11 protein-coding genes are annotated in these 18,901 nt (G+C 42.6%); 6 read left to right on the top strand and 5 right to left on the bottom strand.

Annotated features, from left to right (window positions below; translation table 11 throughout):
- Positions 1-68 precede the first annotated feature (68 nt).
- The 6 genes from QVP90_RS01365 (at position 69) to QVP90_RS01390 (ending at position 10,422) form a co-directional block, all read left to right on the top strand.
- Complete coding sequence (locus QVP90_RS01365; protein WP_005927054.1) at positions 69-203, top strand: hypothetical protein; 135 nt, start codon at positions 69-71, stop codon at positions 201-203.
- An 80-nt stretch (positions 204-283) separates the two neighbouring features.
- The gene (locus QVP90_RS01370) at positions 284-2,566 is read left to right on the top strand and encodes a helix-turn-helix domain-containing protein (protein ID WP_264380819.1); all 2,283 of its coding nucleotides are present in this window, start codon (positions 284-286) and stop codon (positions 2,564-2,566) included.
- A gap of 492 nt (positions 2,567-3,058) precedes the next feature.
- A complete protein-coding gene (locus QVP90_RS01375; RefSeq protein WP_021935479.1) occupies positions 3,059-7,261 on the top strand; it encodes a glycoside hydrolase family 95 protein in 4,203 nt (1,400 codons plus the stop codon).
- A 192-nt stretch (positions 7,262-7,453) separates the two neighbouring features.
- Entirely contained in the window at positions 7,454-8,515 is a 1,062-nt protein-coding gene (locus tag QVP90_RS01380) for a porin (RefSeq protein WP_007479081.1), read from the top strand.
- A 97-nt stretch (positions 8,516-8,612) separates the two neighbouring features.
- Positions 8,613-9,080, top strand: coding sequence for a CYTH domain-containing protein (locus QVP90_RS01385; RefSeq protein ID WP_005927041.1), 468 nt, complete (start codon positions 8,613-8,615; stop codon positions 9,078-9,080).
- A 46-nt stretch (positions 9,081-9,126) separates the two neighbouring features.
- Positions 9,127-10,422: an MgtC/SapB family protein gene (locus QVP90_RS01390; RefSeq protein WP_005927038.1), complete on the top strand. Its 1,296-nt coding sequence runs from the start codon at positions 9,127-9,129 to the stop codon at positions 10,420-10,422.
- A gap of 92 nt (positions 10,423-10,514) precedes the next feature.
- Here QVP90_RS01390 and QVP90_RS01395 read toward each other — a convergent pair whose 3' ends face one another.
- The 5 genes from QVP90_RS01395 to QVP90_RS01415 form a co-directional block, all read right to left on the bottom strand.
- Positions 10,515-11,510: a DUF5689 domain-containing protein gene (locus QVP90_RS01395; RefSeq protein ID WP_007479080.1), complete on the bottom strand. Its 996-nt coding sequence runs from the start codon at positions 11,508-11,510 to the stop codon at positions 10,515-10,517.
- A gap of 28 nt (positions 11,511-11,538) precedes the next feature.
- Positions 11,539-14,280, bottom strand: a complete 2,742-nt coding sequence (locus tag QVP90_RS01400; protein ID WP_007479079.1) for a carboxypeptidase-like regulatory domain-containing protein — start codon at positions 14,278-14,280, stop codon at positions 11,539-11,541.
- Positions 14,281-14,295: 15 nt separating this feature from the next.
- On the bottom strand, positions 14,296-15,330 hold the full coding sequence (locus QVP90_RS01405; protein WP_005927031.1) for an endonuclease/exonuclease/phosphatase family protein: 1,035 nt from the start codon (positions 15,328-15,330) through the stop codon (positions 14,296-14,298).
- 12 nt (positions 15,331-15,342) lie between these two features.
- Positions 15,343-16,536 (bottom strand): DNA/RNA non-specific endonuclease, encoded by a 1,194-nt coding sequence (locus tag QVP90_RS01410; protein ID WP_021935480.1) that lies wholly within the window; start codon positions 16,534-16,536, stop codon positions 15,343-15,345.
- A gap of 130 nt (positions 16,537-16,666) precedes the next feature.
- A complete protein-coding gene (locus QVP90_RS01415; RefSeq protein WP_288203713.1) occupies positions 16,667-18,847 on the bottom strand; it encodes a DUF5689 domain-containing protein in 2,181 nt (726 codons plus the stop codon).
- Positions 18,848-18,901 lie beyond the last annotated feature (54 nt).

Raw genomic sequence — 18,901 nt, forward strand, 5'->3', positions numbered from 1 at the left:
TTCTTCTTTAGTTGGTTTGAATAATTATTCTTAGCTTTGTTAGCGTTGAACTTTAAAGCTAAAAACATATGGGTAAGAATAAGAAAAAAGTAACACACACCAAAAAGGAGGAAGAACAGGCAAAACGTGTGATCAAGATCATTTCTATTTCACTCGTCATTTTGGCACTTGCCATGATTATAGGTTTTTCTTTCGTGAGTTGAAGAGCAGATTTTACAATTAATGGAGGCTGTGCGGTTTGAGTACAGCCTCCTTCTTGTTTATTCTTTATAATGTTTGTAGAATGTGTAGATATTTCCTGTTGCTTTTCGTCTTTTATCTGTTGTCCGGTTTTAATGTACTGGCCGGGAATATTACACATTATCAGATATATACCACGGCCGATGGACTGTCTCACCGCGTTGTCCGGGATATTTTGCAAGATAGGAAAGGATATTTGTGGATGGCTACTTGGAATGGGTTATGCCAATATGACGGTTGTGAGTTTTCTACTTATAATAAACTGGATGACGGGCAACTGATCGGAAGGCTCGGTTCGATAGCCGAAACGGAGAATGGAGGGATTCTTTGCCGGACACCACAAAATAAATGTTATCTGTTTGATCCGGTAACAAAAAGATTCTCCGTGCCGGCTTCTCAGGCTTTCCCTAAAAAACAGATAAAGAATCCATATGTTTTAAAAGCGGTACAAAATGGTATAACGATCTCCGATAGCAGAAACACATTTTTCTTATCCGTACCTACCAAGAAAGATTTAAGTACTACTTTGCATGCTTCCTGTACCGATCGTAATGGTAATTTGTGGGTCAATTGCAACGATGTCCTTTATAAGATAAGTTTTCCAAATGAGCAGTACCAGTACTATACACATATACAGGATACGGATTCTCCTATCTATGCGACGGAGATTCGTGCTTTCTTGCATATGGAAAAGGAATTCTGGCTGGCTGGTAAGAATGGACGGATCTACATGTATGACCTGCACCGGAATTTTATCGGATATTTATCTCCCCGGGGAGATATACAAAGAGAACCTGTCTCTTTTGGGGCAAACATTTATTCGATGGAATTACGGCACGGAAATGTCTGGATGGCGAGTAAAGGGGGCGGACTGTTTATGCTTACTCCAAAGGAAGAAGGCCGGTATGAGATTCGCCGTTGGACTGATTTTGAGGGAGATTCCAGTATTTATTCGTTTGCTTTTGATGACCGGCAAAATCTTTGGATAGGAACGTACCATAATGGATTGTATAAGATAGCCTGGCAACCTAACTACGATTCTCTTCCACAGAGGGTGGATACGGTTGCCGGAATAAGGCATATCACTATGATTGATGGTCATATAGCGGTGGCTTCCAAGAAAGGATTGTTGATATACGATAAGGACGGACGATTGGAACAACGGTTGTGCCACTACGATTGTTCTTATATATATGCCGCACAGGATGGTACGGTCTATGTTTCAACGATGGGCTTCGGATTGCATAAACTCGTTATCCGAAATGGCAAATGGGAATTGGAATCTTTCAAAATACCCTCCGTCTCATCGGAGATCGTTCTGTCTGTTGCAGAAGATACGGACGGGGTTCTTTACTTTATTAAGGATGATTCTTTTTTCAAATATTCGGCAGGCCAGCAGGTCCAGATTTTTGGGAGTAATTATTTTGGCAGGAATATGACCTTTTCAGAAGCGGCGGCTTTTATCCGGGAACGTACTCTTTGGGTGGGGACAGTGGATGGCTATCTTACCATGCATTTGAATGACTTGTCGAAAAATAATCCCTCCTTTTGTTGGAAAGAAATTCTTGTAGATACATTACATCTACACACGGATATAACGGAAATAGAGGCATCTGAAGGGCAGGAGATCCGCATTTCCCCCATTGTGTTGGATTATGGCTATATGGGGAAAATGCAGTATAAATATCGGTTGAATCCGGATTCCGTTTGGATACCTTTGGCGGAAAGAGAGCCGATTGTTCTGAACGGGCTTAAAAATGGGGAATATTTATTAGAGGTACAATATACCGATAGCAAAGGAATTTGGAGTACAGAGATTACTACTTTGTCTATCGATATCAATCCGCCGTTTAAGAGGAAAATGTTGTATGCCGGATTCGCCGTCGTATTACTTGTATCGCTCTGTTTGGTCATTTATTACAGGAAAAGGCGGCGGCAGATAAATTTCGATATATCGTCCGGAACAGTGGACGGGCAAACAGTCGGTTTGAAAGAAGAGGAAGATGAGCGATTTCTTCATAAAGCAGAAGATTTTGTCCGGCAAAATATAGCCAATGATAATCTTACAGTCGATTTCTTAGGAGAGTATTTGGGACTCAGCCGTTCTTTGTTGTATCGGCGGATGAAAGAAAGTGTGAATAAGACTCCTGCACAATTTATAAAGGATATTCGGATAAGGGAAGCGGAACGCTTGTTGAAGTCGCAAAAGTATACGATTGCGGAGATAGCGGACATGACTGGTTTTTGTGACCCGAAATACTTTAGCCGGGTTTTCAAGAAAGAAACCGGCAAGGTGCCTACTACTTATTTGAAAGAACAGGAATAATTGGGCAATGCGCCAATATGCCAATATACCAATTGGCTGGCTGTCATCATTGATGATGGTTATTTTAAAGGTTGAACTCGATTTTGGGAAAACTTTTATTTCACATGGTTTTTATATCAGGTTGAGGCTGTTAAGCTTTTCCATTGGGAGGTGGACTATTTCTTCCGAAAGGAGGATTATTTCATTGCTAATTTTTGTTCGGTTTTGAAGGGGTATGTGATACTTTTGTAGATAACTTGTTTATTGTTAGTTCGTTATCTTTTTGGAGCCTGATGTTGGTTGGTAAAAAGGATTTGTATTTGAGGGTGTTTGAAAAGGGGACTTTTGAGGTGTGATTACTGCTGTTTTTGATCAATAAATCGAATTTATAAATATTGGTTTTTATGGGTGGATATATGATTTTACCCTTTTTTAGAAACGTTTTTACCCGGTTGGGGAGGTTTTCGTTGGATAACTTTGCCTCATGGTTAACTATTAAAATGTATTTTATCCATGAGAAAACATGTACTGATGAAAAGTTTACTGCTGTTAGTAGTAGGTCTGTGTACCGGAAATATGTCGGCACAAGATCTTAAGTTATGGTATGATCGTCCTGCCGATTATTGGGTGGAAGCTTTGCCCTTGGGAAACGGGCGGTTAGGAGCAATGGTTTATGGTATCGCTTCACAGGATACTATTCAGATTAACGAGGATACCTATTGGTCGGGTAGTCCTTATAACAATGCGAATCCGAATGCACTTACGCATTTGGAAGATATCCGGAATTATATTAATAATGGTGAGTATGCAGAGGCTCAAAAGTTAGCATTGGCTAATATTATTGCAGACCGGAATATCACCGGTCACGGGATGATTTATGAGTCAATCGGTAATCTGTTGCTCGATTTTCCCGAAAACCACAAAACACCGTCTAATTATTATCGTGAATTGGATCTTTCCAATGCGGTTGCCAAAATAACCTATACGGTAGATGGGGTGAACTATACCCGTGAGGTTTTTACTTCATTGGCAGATCAGTTGATTATTATTAAAATTTCGGCTGACCAACCGGGCAAGGTGACTTTTAAAACCTCTTTTGTCGGCCCGTTGAAAACAAATCGTACCAAGGTGACTGTTAAGCTGGTGGAAGGAGCCGATAACATGCTGTCTGTTTACACTGAAGGTGGGAAAAAGACGGAAGAAAATATTCCTAATCTGTTGCATGCCCATTCATTGATAAAGGTCGTTGCTGATGGAGGTAGTCAGACGGCGGCAAACAGTAGCTTGAATGTTACGGATGCCAATAGTGCTTGTATTTATATCTCGACAGCTACCAATTTTGTTAGTTATAAAGATATCAGTGCCGATAGTGAAGCACGTGCCAAAGAGTATCTTGATAAATTTGACAAGGATTACGAGCAGGCCAAAGCGGATCATATTGCGAAATATCAAGAGCAGTTCGGACGTGTTACTCTGAATCTGGGCAATAACAGTGAACAGGAAAAGAAACCTACCGATGTACGGATTGAAGAGTTTTCTACAGTAAATGATCCTTCATTGGCCGCCTTGTATTTTCAGTTTGGGCGTTATCTGCTTATTTCCAGTTCACAGCCGGGAACACAACCGGCTAATTTGCAGGGAATCTGGAATCCGAATGCCGGGCAGTATCCGGCGTGGGATAGTAAATATACGGCCAATATAAATGTTGAAATGAATTATTGGCCAGCCGAAGTCACGAATCTGAGTGAATGTCATAATCCTTTTTTGCAGATGGTGAAAGATGTCAGTGTGACCGGAGAAGAATCGGCCGGTAAAATGTATGGTTGTCGCGGATGGACGCTTCATCACAATACGGATATCTGGCGTTCTACCGGGGCGGTGGACAAATCGGCATGCGGTGTGTGGCCTACCTGCAATGCTTGGTTCTGTTTTCATTTGTGGGAACATTATTTGTTTACTGGAGACAAAGAGTTTTTGGCAGAGATCTATCCGGTTCTGAAGAGCGCCAGCGAATTTTATCAGGATTTTCTGATTACAGATCCGAATACCGGTTACAAAGTTGTGTCACCCTCCAATTCTCCGGAGAATCATCCGGGATTGTTTTCGTATACCGATGATAGTGGTAGCAAACAGAATGCGGCTATTTTTAGTGGGGTGACCATGGATAATCAGATGGTATACGATCTGCTTCGCAACACCATTGAGGCTGCTGAAATATTGAACACGGATAAAGGATTTGTTGCCGATTTGAAAGAGTTGAAAGAACAGTTGCCGCCGATGCATGTAGGTAAATACGGACAGTTGCAGGAGTGGCTTGAAGATTGGGACAGAGAGAGTTCCGGACATCGTCATGTCTCTCATTTGTGGGGTATGTTTCCCGGTACTCAGATTTCTCCCTATACTAATTCTGCCCTGTTCCAGGCTGTAAAGAAGTCATTGGTAGGACGTGGGGATGAGAGCCGTGGGTGGTCTATGGGTTGGAAAGTTTGTTTGTGGGCCCGGTTACAGGATGGTAATCATGCCTATCAACTGATTCAGAATCAGTTGAAACTGAAGGATCCGAATGTTACTATTTCGGATGCGAATGGAGGAACTTATGCCAATATGTTCGATGCACATCCGCCTTTCCAGATAGATGGTAATTTCGGGTGCTGTGCCGGTATTGCAGAGATGTTGGTACAGAGCCATGACGGGGCTGTGCATTTATTGCCGGCGTTACCGGATGTATGGTCGGAAGGCAAAGTAACCGGTTTGAAAGCCAGAGGAGGATTTGAGATTGTGGATATGCAGTGGAAGTGGGGTAAAATCGTATCTGTAACGGTTAAATCCGGCATAGGAGGCAATTTGCGTTTGCGCACTGCTACTCCTCTGAGACCGGGAGATAGTTTCACGATGAAGGTAGCAGAGGGTGATAACAGCAATTCACTGAACAGTGTTTATGAAATACCCGAACCGGTAATTAAAGATATTACCAAGATTCCCACACTGGATTTGATAGAAACCACTGTGTATGATATTGAAACGGAAGCCGGGAAGACCTACATATTTGTTCCTGTAAGTAATATTTACGAATGGACAGGTGCCGAATCAAATTCTTGGAATCAGCCTAATAACTGGAATCCTGCCGGGACACCGAAAGAACAGGATCAGGGAATTGTGGCTCATGGCACGATAGATTTTGATGGGGGAGATTTTGCCGGTAATATCACTCTTGAAGAGGGAACGACAGCATTGGTTTCTGCTACTTCGAATCTGAAGGGAAAATTGTCTTTCAACGGTGCAGTAATAAAAAACAGATCGGAAGGGGTAACTTTAACTACCGGAGGCATCTCATTGGTGTCGGATGTGACTGCGGAAGTGGCCGGTAATCTCGTTCTTATAGGAAATATAGATGGCGAAGGCACTTTAAGCAAAACAGAAACCGGAAAACTGTTTATACAGGGAGTGAATGATACCTGGACCGGAAATCTGGATATAAAAGCAGGTGAGGTAACTGTCCATGGTAAGAATGCAGCCGGAACCGGTAATATCGATGTTGCTGCGGAAGCCGGACTTCGATTGGCAGGCGGTGATTGCCTGTATCACAAAACCAAACTGAATATTGCCGAAGGCGGTAAATTAATTCTGGATACGGATGCTTCTTTGAGTGAGGTATATACCGGTGGTAAATTATTGGCAGAGGGAACGTATACTGCTACTAAATTGCCGGCCTATCTGGAGGGAGAGGGTACTTTGGCGGTTGTCCATCCTGATTATGCTTTTCAGTGGACTCCGCAGGCAAATAAAAATTGGGAGGTTGCCGCCAATTATACTCCGGCTATTTTACCGGTTGAAGGAGATACTATTCTTGTTGATTCCGAAATAGAAGCATCAACAGATAATTTTCCGGTAGTGATGTATCTTAATGCTAATAACATTCGTTTGAGAAAAACAGCCAGTAAGATTAAAGAACTCTATATGGCAGGCGGTACGAGTATGAGTTATGCCAGTGGCAGCAGTGATTTCGGTTGGAACAGCCCTGTTCATATCAATGGGGAAGTATCGTTTAAACTAAGTGGCGGTGGTACGGTAAATACGCTTACACTACAGGGAGATGTAGATGGAAAGTCGACGGTTACTGTGGCAAATGATGCAAAAACGGTGAATAGTGCCATTCTTGTGTTGAAGGGTGATAACAGTGGTTTTACCGGTGTTTGGAGTATTACCAACAGTCCACGTACCGAGGGATCGGTAATTGGGGTACAAGGAGATGCCGCATATGCTTTGGGTAATGGTGAAATACAAATTGGTAAAGGTAATCGGGTGGTTTTTAATCATGTGGGAGCTGCCGGTGACTGTGCTGTTTTAAAATTGAATGAAGGAGGAAAGGCGGTTATGAATACAAACGGCAGTGTAGCCGAATTGTATCTGAACGGTGTAAAACAAGTGCCCGGAACGTATAGTGTCGGCACTCACCCCGGTTATTTCGAAGGAGATGGGACTCTGACCGTACTGAATGCTACCGGTATTGGAGATGTGACTACGGAAAATTTTGTTTATTATCGGAAAGGCCACCTCTTTCTGTCGGATAGTTGTGAAAGTGTAGCTGTTTTTGATCTGGAAGGAAAGCAGTTGTTCCAGGCGAATCATCAGAAAAATTGTCGTGTAGTACTTCCGAATGGCGTTTATCTGGTTAAGGCGGATAATCGGGTTGCGAAAATAATGGTAGCCGAGTAAGATGAATGGAAGCGTCCTGTGAGGGGCGCTTTTTTTATGATATATTTGTCGATGCTGTTGTTTGCTGTCTGATGGAACTGTTATTGTACTTCGTAATCTATTTGTAATGTGTAATACATTTGTAACCTGTTTGTCATAAGGGTGTATGGGGGCATCGTTACTTTTGCACCAAAATATTAAGTTATAAACCTGATGAGAATATTGGTTACGATTGGGGCAGGATTACTGCTGACGACAACAGCTTTGGCACAAGTAAACGAAGAAGTGGTAGATGGGAAAAAACTGGATAAGGAGAAGATGGAATTGCACGACTATTTACCGGCAATCCATGGAACGATCCGTGCAAAATACGAATATCAGACGGCAACTGACGAAAGTCGTTTTCAAGTACGGAATGCCCGTTTCAGTTTGACAGGCAATGTGCTTCCGATCGTGGCTTATAAAGCGGAAATAGATCTGTCCGATCAGGGAAAAATCCGTATGCTGGATGCTTATACTCGTATTTTCCCAATAAAGCATGTCAACTTTACGATCGGACAGATGAGGGTTCCTTTTACGATTGATGCGCACCGTTCGCCGCATGTACGCTTTTTCGCTAACCGTTCGTTTATTGGAAAACAGGTTGGTGATGTACGTGATGTCGGGGCCACTCTGGCTTATACACGCAAAGATGCATCTTTGCCGTTCATCCTTGAAGGCGGGTTGTTCAATGGCTCCGGACTGACAGAACAGAAGGAGTGGCATAAAACATTGAATTATTCTTTGAAAGGGCAACTTTGGTTTGCGAAGGGATGGAATCTTACGCTGAGTACCCAAATGATGAAACCTGCCGAGGTACGCGTCAATATGTACGATGCCGGAATTTATTATGAAACTGATAAATTCCATATAGAAGCGGAATATTTGTATAAGACGTATGGACATGACGCTTTTAAGAATATGCATTCTGTCAATAGTTTCGCTATTTATGATATTCCGCTTCGCCGCTTTTTTCATAAGATGTCTTTTCTGGCACGTTATGATATGATGACGGATCATAGTGATGGAATAACAACGTCTGAAACGGAACCGAATAAGTTGGCCATAACCGATTATGCACGCCATCGTGTGACAGGCGGTTTGACTTTCAGCTTCTCCAAATCTTTTATAGCCGATATACGCTTGAACTACGAAAAGTATTTTTATAAAAGTGGAGGAATACCCGATCCGTCCGAACAGGATAAGTTAGTGATTGAATTTATGACACGGTTTTGAGTTGTATGATTTATGAATGATGATTTAGGAGCGATGATGCTGGAAAATAAATTAATTTCATTGTTCATTATTCATTATTCATTCCTACTTTTGCAGCATGGCACAGGAAATTGAACGTAAATTTCTCGTTTCGGGAGATTATAAATCGCAGGCTTTTGCGCAAAGTCGTATTATACAGGGATACATAAGCAGTGCCCGGGGAAGGACGGTACGGGTACGAATCCGTGATGGTAAAGGGTATCTTACTATTAAGGGGGCTTCTAATGCTTCCGGAACCAGCCGTTATGAGTGGGAGAGAGAGTTGCCGTTGAACGAGGCCGAAGAATTGATGAAACTTTGTGAGCCGGGAGTGATTGATAAAACCCGTTATTTGGTCCGTAGCGGGGCGCATGTTTTTGAAGTGGATGAATTTTATGGTGAGAATGAGGGGCTTGTAGTGGCGGAAGTTGAATTGAGTACAGAGGATGAAGCTTTTGTGAAGCCTGCTTTTATCGGTCAAGAGGTGACGGGGGATGTCCGTTACTATAATTCACAGCTAATGAAAAAGCCGTATACAATCTGGTAACTCTAAAAATAATCTGTATATTTGTTCGCATTCAAAAGAACAGTGTATGGAACAATTATATAATTATCTGCCGCGCGAGTTGGTTACCTTTATTTTGGTGACTTTATTTTCTCTTCTTATCGGTTTGTCGCAGCGTAGAATCAGTCTGAAACGAGAAGGAGAAACCACGCTTTTCGGTACAGACCGTACTTTTACTTTTATCGGTATATTGGGATATCTGCTTTATATTCTTGATAAAGCAGATATGCGTCTCTTTATGGGGGGCGGTTTGATTTTGGGGATATTGCTCGGGCTGAACTATTACGTCAAGCAGTCTCAATTTCATGTTTTCGGGATTACTACTATTATAATAGCCCTGATTACTTATTGTATTGCTCCCATTGTAGACACGCAGCCATCGTGGTTTTACGTGATGGTAATTGTGACTGTATTGTTACTGACAGAATTGAAGCATACCTTTACTGAGTTTGCCCAGCGTATGAAGAATGACGAGATGATCACTCTTGCCAAGTTTTTGGCTATCAGTGGAATCATTTTGCCGATGTTGCCCGACAAGAACATCATTCCGGATATCAATCTGACTCCCTATTCCATATGGTTGGCTACGGTGGTGGTTTCCGGTATCTCGTATCTGTCTTATCTATTAAAGCGTTATGTGTTCCGTGAGTCGGGAGTATTGGTTTCCGGTATCATCGGCGGATTGTATAGCAGTACGGCCACCATCTCTGTATTGGCACGTAAAAGCCGTAATGCGCATTCCGAACAGGCTACGGAGTATGTGGCTGCCATGTTGTTGGCTGTAAGTATGATGTTCTTGCGATTTATGATACTTATTTTTATTTTTAGTCGTGAGATATTTGTCAGTATCTATCCTTATTTGCTTATTATGGCTTTGGTAGCTGCTGCTGTTGCCTGGTTTATTCATTCCCGGCGGAAGAAAACGGATGGTACCGAAAGTCTGGATGAAGAAGAGGACAGCAGCAATCCGTTGGAGTTCAAAGTTGCTTTGATCTTTGCGGGGTTATTTGTCGTTTTTACGGTGCTTACTCACTATACTTTGATTTATGCCGGTACGGGAGGGTTGAATCTTTTATCGTTTGTTTCCGGTTTTAGTGATATTACTCCTTTTATCTTGAACTTGCTGCAAAATACGGGCAGTGTGGCTGTGTTGGTTGTTACGGCTTGTAGTATGCAGGCTATTGTGAGCAATATTCTGGTGAACATGTGTTATGCCTTGTTTTTTTCCGGGAAAGAGAGTAAGCTGCGTCCGTGGATTTTAGGAGGATTCGGGTGTGTAGTGGCAATAAATGCTGTGTTGTTATTGATTTTCTATCTATTGTAATCCGTTGATATTTATGGGAATAAAAAAGTCCGGGCGATGTACACCCGGACTTTTTTATTTTCGGAAATTTATTTCTTTATTGAGCATTTCTATCAGAATTGAATATCGTTCATGCTATTTACCAGTAGTTGGTATTTGATAAATCCTCCTGATTTTGATGAATACTTTGTGTAAATGGCTGTAATATCCCCTGTCTTTCCATTTTCCGGCAACGGTTGAAGTGCGAAGTTTGCATAACCGCTTACACGTACAATGTAATTACCTGTCGAGGTAGGATTGCCTTCGTTGTACGAGAACCAGGACGAACCATAGTAGCGCTGATTATTATAACTATACGCATAAGTCGGTGTCAACCCTTCTTCTTCATAATACTTATTGGTATAAACGGCCGTAGTTGAACCACCCGGATAAGTCGTTTCTAAATATTGGGGGTATTTGTCGTCATCGAATGTTCCTGCTCTGTATTCCAGACCTTCGAAACGAACGAGACGGCCTAAGGCATCATCGTTGAGTTCTGTCTTATAATTGGTTTTATTTACAACCAATGTATCACTTTTGCTTAACTCTCCCAAAGCACCGGTAAAAATATGGGCATTAACCAGTAGTTGGGTTTCAAGATTACGATTGGCATATCCTTTGGCAATATCCGCTTCTGTCGGCATTCCACCCACACTTAACATATAGCGGTAACAGCCAATTGCCAGTCCTTTGGTCTTTACGAATATTTCCTGTCCGGGATGATAAAATACATAGTTGCTAACCATTAGCTTCAGTTCGATAGCCGATTCTGAATCTTCATCATAAATATATACCGATTTATAAACGTTGCCTGCCTGGTCGCTTGAGATTACTTTACCATGGATAACGTAATCTTCTGTGATCTCAAGAGTCTTGCCTAAACTTGCGGCACCGTTGCCGTATACATCGTAGAATAGTTGCTTGAAGTCTTTGATCGAGATCAAAGTTTCATTGGCAAAATCCTCTTCAGTCCATACTTTCGCCGGAGCTGGATCGTCAAAGTCGTTATAGCAGCTCGTAAAGCCTAATACGATCGCTGCCATCATGCATATTTTCAATATTTTGTTCATAGCTTTCATTTTTTATTCGTTACGTTACTTAGAACCGGAAATAAATATTCATATAATAGGTCGTACCGAACATATAGAAATATTTCGAATCGAACGGCTGGTACGTCTGATAATTTTCATCTTTGTTCTTGAGTAGACGTACTTGCTCATATCCACCTGTCTTGATATCCTGATTATTGAGCAGGTTCTTTACTTCAAGGCTGAATCCAAGTGTATAGATCCGGTTGATGTACCAGTTCTTACCGATGCTGGCATTGAGGACACAAGCCGGATCGAACTTCTCCTGATGGCGTAATTCGCGGATGTCTTCTTCTGTCATATTACGTGATAAAACAGCGTCCGTACGGTAGAGCGGACTCATGGACAAATACATATTGTTGTAGTAATTCAAGTCTACGGAAGCATAGAGGTTTTTACGGCTGCGATAGGATAAACCGATGTTCATAGCTGTCTGCGGAGTGCTTTCTACACGGAAGTTTTTCCAGTAGACCTTACCTTGATTTTTGATTTCGCCACTGTTATCCTGTATCTGTACATAGTCGGGATTGGAATCATAAGTAAACTGCCCCCAACTGATAGCTCCGTTCAAAGACAATCCTTGATAAAGAGGTATAGAAGCAGCTACTTCCAGACCGAAGTGACGCTTGTCGATACCGCTCATTGCAAAGTTAGAGAAAGTGGATTCCACGTCATCATAGTATGACAGTACTTTTGTCTGATCCATGAACTTCGTATAATAACCGGATACACGTGCCTTGATATCTCCTATACGCAGGTTGTAGGATGCGTCTACACCGAATACTTTTTCAGCGGAGATACCCGGAGTAACGGAGTTACGCGTACGTGGAGATACGAATGCCGCCTGGAATGCCGGCGCATCCTGCATATAGATAATACTGGCATCGATAGAGTGGGCTGCCGAGAATTTATAATTGAAATTAGCTTTCAGTTTATACGTCAGGTAATTCAACTTTTGGGAGTCGCCTTGTGAATTATCGAGGAATAACCCCTTTTTCCATAAACCATGGCGCCACAAGGTAGAGTGTCCCACCTCACCACCAAGGTTGATACCAATACCTTTGAAACTTGTTTCATACATAGCCCAAGCGCGAGCGGTGAGGTTATTGCCATAATAGTCATAACTGTATTTGTCTCCTTCTTTGGCTGCACGGGCATGACCGTATTGCTGGTAATAATCCATATCATTCTGGTAAGGAACCGGATTAAGACCACCCATGTCACGTTCTGCAAACTTGTCTACATCCACCCAGTAATCACCGCCTAATAAGTCTTTAACTTCGCTGTAATATTCAGTACGGTTGCGACGAAGGTTCATCCCGCCGTTGATTTTGGAATTGTTGCGTAGTTGGTGTGAGAATTGTGTATAGAAATTCCAGTCCAACTGATCGGTATGGCGTTCTTCGATCATGTTGATGGCACGGCGTCCGGAGCCATACAGCGAGTTCTCCGGCTGATTACGGTTGATGTCATACAACTGATCCCAATTGATGTGGCGTATGTTGTCTGTATTGGTGCGCCATGCTTCGTCGAGCCATGCACCGATTTCTGTGCCATTGTAGAAACTCGGCAGATAGCGATAGTAATCGGGACGTGGGTCCGGACCACCATACCATGTCAGTGCAGAATAACCATTCTTTCCGAAACGTAAGGAACTGGCAATATTCAATTGAGAACGATCGGTGATATCGAACGTATAATTAAGCATTGCGATGGGCTCGTGATAATTACGTACACGTGCATTACGGCGTTTGCCGTCCTGCCATCCCCAGTTGGGGTTATAGTAATTGTTGCCTACCAGGTCATACGCTTCTTGGGTAGAGGCCTGTTGTGCTCCGCGCTCCGTAGGAGTACCCAAAACAGTTAGTCCTAAACGATGTTGGGTGTTAAACTGTTTTTCGACGGCTGCAAAGTAGCCGAAAGCGTTATAGAAAACGCCGTCTACGTAAGAATTTCCTCCTTGACGGGTTGAAACGGAAAAGGCATATGACCAGCCGTTGTCCTGTTGCCCGGATGAATAAGTTAGCATGCCACGGAAACGATACATAGAATTACCGTTTACTACACTGGCACGTAATCCTTTACGCATTTGTGAAGGGCGGGTGTTGATATTGGTCGTACCGGCAATGCCACCGATACCCATATCACCCATATTTAATCCGGAGGTGATTTCTTGATTACGGGTAGCGTCATTCAAGCCGCTCCACAATGACCAGGGAGTATATCCCGTCATAGCATCGTTAAGCTGGATACCGTTCATATAGACATCCGAATATTGTGAATCGTAACCACGGACATTGAAGCGCATCTCACTGAATTTATAAGATGCGATGTTATTGAAAACATCTTTTGATGCGGACAGTGATGAAGGTAATGACTGGGCATCATCCAAAGTCTCAGTATCGAACTCTGCAAATACGGCATCGTCCAACATCATTGTGTTTTCGGGTACCATGATTACGAGATTGATATCTCTCATCATTTGGTCTACACGGACGGCAATGGTCAGCGATTCGAATTCGGTTGCTTCAAAAGTAAGTGAGTATTCGCCTTTCGCCAATTTATCAATCTCAAAATTACCGGTTGCATCGGTTGTTGTCGTAATATCGCCGGGTGTTAAGGTGACCTTTACACCATCGATAGCCGCACGTGTTGTACGGGAAACGACTTTACCTTTAACACCGCCACCCTGTGCAAAAGCCGTCAGCGAAGCCAAAGATAACACCATAATCAGAAATGTTTTTATTCTCATAAATATTGAAGATTTTTATTTACCTATATAGATATATACGGGGAAGTGATCACTGAAACCTCCCTGAAAATTATTGCCCACATATGTACGCAACGGATATCCCTTGTATTGTCCCTCTTTTTGCACCATGTATCGTTGCTTAAAGATATTGCCATAGAATTTGGAGCCGGGTGCTTTCTGAAGCTGGAGCTTACCGGTCGAACCTTTAGCCAGATTCTCACTCATGACAATGTTGTCGAAAATATTCCATGCATCACCATAAGCCAGTGAACCGAATCCGGCTTTCAGCATGTCTGCATATGGATTGTACATATCTCCCTTCTTGAGATCTTTCAGTTTGAATTTCGCACCCAATCCTTGAGCGATGCTCTTGTCTGTCGGATCATCGTTAAAGTCTCCCATTGCAATGATTTTGGTGGCCGGATTTGCCCGTAACACGGAGTCGGCAATACTGCGCATTTGTTCTCCTACCGCGATGCGTTTAAACTCCGAAGCTTCTTTGCCTCCCAAACGTGAGGGCCAGTGTGCTACCATGAAGAAGAAAGGCTCATCTTCGATCGTTCCCCACATGGTAAGGATATCACGCGTTTTGAAATGGGGTAGCGAAGGAATGACTGTTTTTACGGGATACTGTCCTTCTATTTTGAACACATCCGGTCGGTAAAGGAATGCCACATCCACACCACGTGCTTCCGGTGAATCAAAATGGGCGATTCGGTAATTAGCCGGTGCCAGTTTGGGCGTTGCTACGATGTCTTCCAGCACGCCTCTGGTCTCTACTTCGGAAACACCGATTACAATCGGATAATTCTTATCGATGGCTGCAATATCAAAAAGTACCCGCTCTGTGTTGTTGAGCTTTTTGTTATATTTGGCTGTATTCCATTTCTTGGGGCCATCAGGAGTGAACTCGTCATCCAGAACTTCGGGATCATTGATTGTATCAAAGAAGTTCTCGAGATTATAGAAAACCACCTTATAAGGCTTCTGTGCGAAACTGAATGAAATCAGTAACACAAAGAAAATAGAAGGAATCAATAGCTTTTTCATATGCCAGAGTTATTAGTTAATTCCCCACTGCGTAGGGTTATTTTGTTGTTTTACAGAAGCGGATACTTGTGGGAAAAACGTGAAACCGGTTTTGGCCTCGATATCGGCAACTTTAGTGCAAATAGACCGGGGAATATCCTGTCCGTAGGATTTATGTTCCACCCAGAATCCGATAGAGATCAGCTCGTCTGCCGAACAATCTTTGATTGCTTTGCCTGTCGAACCACTTTTGGTACGCAATAATACCTTATAGTAGTTTGACGGGAGTGATACGATATTGCCGGCTCCGTCGTACGTCGTCGCATTTGAATCGAAATACACACCGGTTACTACATATAAAGTATCGGAGCATTTATTGTTGCGAACTTTGTTTTCAAGATTGGCCCACATATCCTGATTGAGTCGGTTCAATTGTGGAGTCATATTCGACATATAGAATGTTTGAGCATTCAATTCATTAGTCGCCAGACGGTCTGCGGAAGGTAATTGATGCCCCCGGTCATAGCTACCTCTATACGACTTGTCTATGCAGTTTGCCTGATAGGCTATGGGGATGATGGGGTCAAACGCCCATGCGTCTGTCCGCTTGCCCGATCCTGTCAGATAGGCATTATGTATCGGATAGGCAACCCATAATGCGGCCTTCTTCGTCTTGTCGAAGCAAATGGAGTAGTTACGGACTGTTTTATTGTTACTTAATGGCCCGTAATGTGTAACGTATTGATAATTTGCATTCTCTTTACGTTCCGGCAGTTCTACCCATGCTCCGAAAGCCGGTAAGTTCTGTTGCGATTCGGCCATTTGAACAAGGCTGAAGGTTTGGGGTTCTTCTCCTGCAAACCGAAGAGATAGTTTAGCCTGGCGTTGCTTTCTCCCTGTGTTGGATTTATAATATACATACAGTACATTTAATCCGTCATTTATTGTGCCATGTTTGGAAGAGTTGGCATAATCTTTACTGCTGAACGAGAACCATCCGCTTCCTTCGGTGATTTCTGCATCCCATTCAGTTCCTGTTGTACCTGTTATGATAATTGCTGATGATCCTTCGGATGAGCTTACCGTTGAAGAAACTTTCCAGTAGGCATCATTCGGGCTTTGTGCTACTTCCGGATCATCACTGCTACAAGAACCTACGCACAGTATCAACACTGTAAGCAAAGCGGTATGTATCGCAGTTGTATAATATTTATGAATTGATGTCATTTATAAATTGTTTTAAAGCCTCTCCCCAGCCTCCTCCGTGGGAGAGGGAAGCAGATACTCTTGTTTATTAATTAGTTATAAAACTAACTTAGCTCCCTCTCTCGCGGGGAGGGCTGGGGAGAAGCATCAATTACTCGTAAGTGAGTTCCCATTTTGTAAACTGGGCGTTATGAGAGCTACTAATATAGATTCTATATTTAGTATTGATGGCTGTTCCTGTTAAATTGTAAGTATAATCCATGTTACCATCTGCCTGATCCCATTTGATCGCTTTTCCACCAGGAATTTCCGTGTTAGAACCGTCTACGATAGCTACCATGACGTTGGTAGATGCTCCGCTACGTGTGGTAGCGGTAACTTTGGTTAACTTTTTGTCTGCGATAGCCGGTAATTCGATGTAGGCTCCTTGTTTTCCGTTTATTATATAAGGAACATTACTGTTCATTGCTTGATAATAACCATTCCCGGTTGAACCTGCAAAAACATAATCGTAACCACCGAATGAGAATGTTTGGGCTTCTACTTTTATTTCCGTTTTTAATTTAGGGAATGTACTTGGATAATTGGCTGCGTTTGTTAAATCTACAGAAATTACTGTTTGGTTTCCACTACCTTGTCCAGAAACGCTTACGGGCACAGTAACTGTATTACCGTTAGTAAGTGAAATGGACAACGTTTGATTTTCAGGATCTGTACTGTTGTTTGCTTCTGCTACAACTGTGATTTTATTACCATCTACTGTAGAAGATAATATACCGCTTAATCCAGTGGCAGAGATAGTATTACTTCCTTGATTAGCTATCTCAACATCTAAAACTTGGGTACCGCCTGTGGCTGGGAAACTCACAGGAGAAGGAGTCACTTTGATAATTGTAGGATCTGTAGAGTTAAAACCGATAACATCTTGCAGGTTACGCGGTACGAGTTGACTATTGTTTTTATAGACTGCCGCCAAACCAGTGATGTCGCTTTCTGTTTTTACAAATGGCTGATTGGCAAATGCCGGTGAGTCTTCTTTACAAAATACAGCGAATGTAATGCCACCCGCAGTGAAAGCATGAGTATCTTGACTTCCCCAAATACCGGCATTTTCAGGTGTTGCATTCTTTATCGTTACTGTCATTCCTTGATATTCTGTAAGTTTATCTGCGGTAATGATAATTGGAGTGATAGCTGCTGTTCCTATTTTTTCAACTTTTGCCCAATTGTCAGTTTGAGAACCGGTTACTTCGTACATACCATTGTAGTTTACTGTTTTAGCAAGGCCTTTATAAAGAGTGACTTTTACTTTATCTCCCTGCGTAAGTTGTAATGTAGCTGGATCTACTTGACTTCCGAAGAGAGTAATACCATTGCCTGCCGCAGTTGCTCCTTCCGTTGCGAGAACAAGGTTGTTATTCGTATAGTTTCCACCTTCCGTATTGCTTTGTACAACAGCTTCGAATGTACGGTCAGTGGTAGCATCTACTGGAGTCTGCGTAGTAGTCATCATTCCTATAAGTTCAGGAATGGTAATTGGTTTTGTTTCTCCCGGTTCCGGTGGAGTAACATTCCCTAAATCGATTTCCTGACCTCCATTACCTGTGGACAAAGTGATGTCGTCAAGACGGATAGCGGATGCTGCTAATGCAGTGAATTTAATGTATAATTTGGCTGAAGTTTGTTTAAGTGTGAAGTTTGCCGTTGCAAAAATCCAGTAAGGTGTTTCGGCATCGCCATTATTTTTAGTGTAAGTTACGGGAACCCATGTATTGCCATCCCCGCTCAGTGATACTGTGAACTTACTCGGATCGAAGGTGTTGTCATAATCGGTAGCTCCTTCTGCTTTGTATGAATAGCTTGCACCAAACGTCAGTTTTAGATTGGTTTGTTCAGTTGTCAGTGCAATGTCACCGATAACAAAATCTGCGGGTAGTGTACCGAAAAAGACAACATTGGGACCGGAAGCTCCGTCATAGGCACTCGGATTATTGTTGGGCAATCCACTGGATCTAATGGTCGCTTTCTGACCGGAATATGTTACATTGGCGGCTCCGATACCGGTTTTAGCCCATCCTTCATATGCATCAACATAGGGATAAGGGTTTGTTACGGTAGTACTACCCACTGTTTCGTGATAAATTACTTCTGCCGGCACGATATTACCGCTTGTAATTTTCACCGTTTCTGTCATCAACGGCCCTACTTTATTTGAAATTTGAATATCGATGTTGGCCTCATCGTTGATTCCTTCCGGGATGCTAACTTGAATGGTGGCACTGCCATCGCCTTCAGTTGCGGAGAGAGTAACCCAAGATTTGTCATCTTTCACTGTTGCCGTCCAATGACGGTTGGTTAAGATCTCAAAAGATGCTTGGCTTCCTCA

Source organism: Bacteroides sp. CAG:189 (assembly GCF_000432295.1).
Lineage (GTDB): Bacteria > Bacteroidota > Bacteroidia > Bacteroidales > Bacteroidaceae > Bacteroides > Bacteroides salyersiae.

Excerpts from the sequence above, each read along its gene's own strand:
- QVP90_RS01380 (WP_007479081.1), top strand. The coding sequence starts at position 7,454 with ATGAGAATATTGGTTACGATTGGGGCAGGATTACTGCTGACGACAACA.
- QVP90_RS01395 (WP_007479080.1), bottom strand. The coding sequence starts at position 11,510 with ATGAACAAAATATTGAAAATATGCATGATGGCAGCGATCGTATTAGGC.
- QVP90_RS01385 (WP_005927041.1), top strand. The coding sequence starts at position 8,613 with ATGGCACAGGAAATTGAACGTAAATTTCTCGTTTCGGGAGATTATAAA.
- QVP90_RS01375 (WP_021935479.1), top strand. The coding sequence starts at position 3,059 with ATGAGAAAACATGTACTGATGAAAAGTTTACTGCTGTTAGTAGTAGGT.
- QVP90_RS01405 (WP_005927031.1), bottom strand. The coding sequence starts at position 15,330 with ATGAAAAAGCTATTGATTCCTTCTATTTTCTTTGTGTTACTGATTTCA.
- QVP90_RS01370 (WP_264380819.1), top strand. The coding sequence starts at position 284 with ATGTGTAGATATTTCCTGTTGCTTTTCGTCTTTTATCTGTTGTCCGGT.
- QVP90_RS01400 (WP_007479079.1), bottom strand. The coding sequence starts at position 14,280 with ATGAGAATAAAAACATTTCTGATTATGGTGTTATCTTTGGCTTCGCTG.
- QVP90_RS01365 (WP_005927054.1), top strand. The coding sequence starts at position 69 with ATGGGTAAGAATAAGAAAAAAGTAACACACACCAAAAAGGAGGAAGAA.
- QVP90_RS01390 (WP_005927038.1), top strand. The coding sequence starts at position 9,127 with ATGGAACAATTATATAATTATCTGCCGCGCGAGTTGGTTACCTTTATT.
- QVP90_RS01410 (WP_021935480.1), bottom strand. The coding sequence starts at position 16,536 with ATGACATCAATTCATAAATATTATACAACTGCGATACATACCGCTTTG.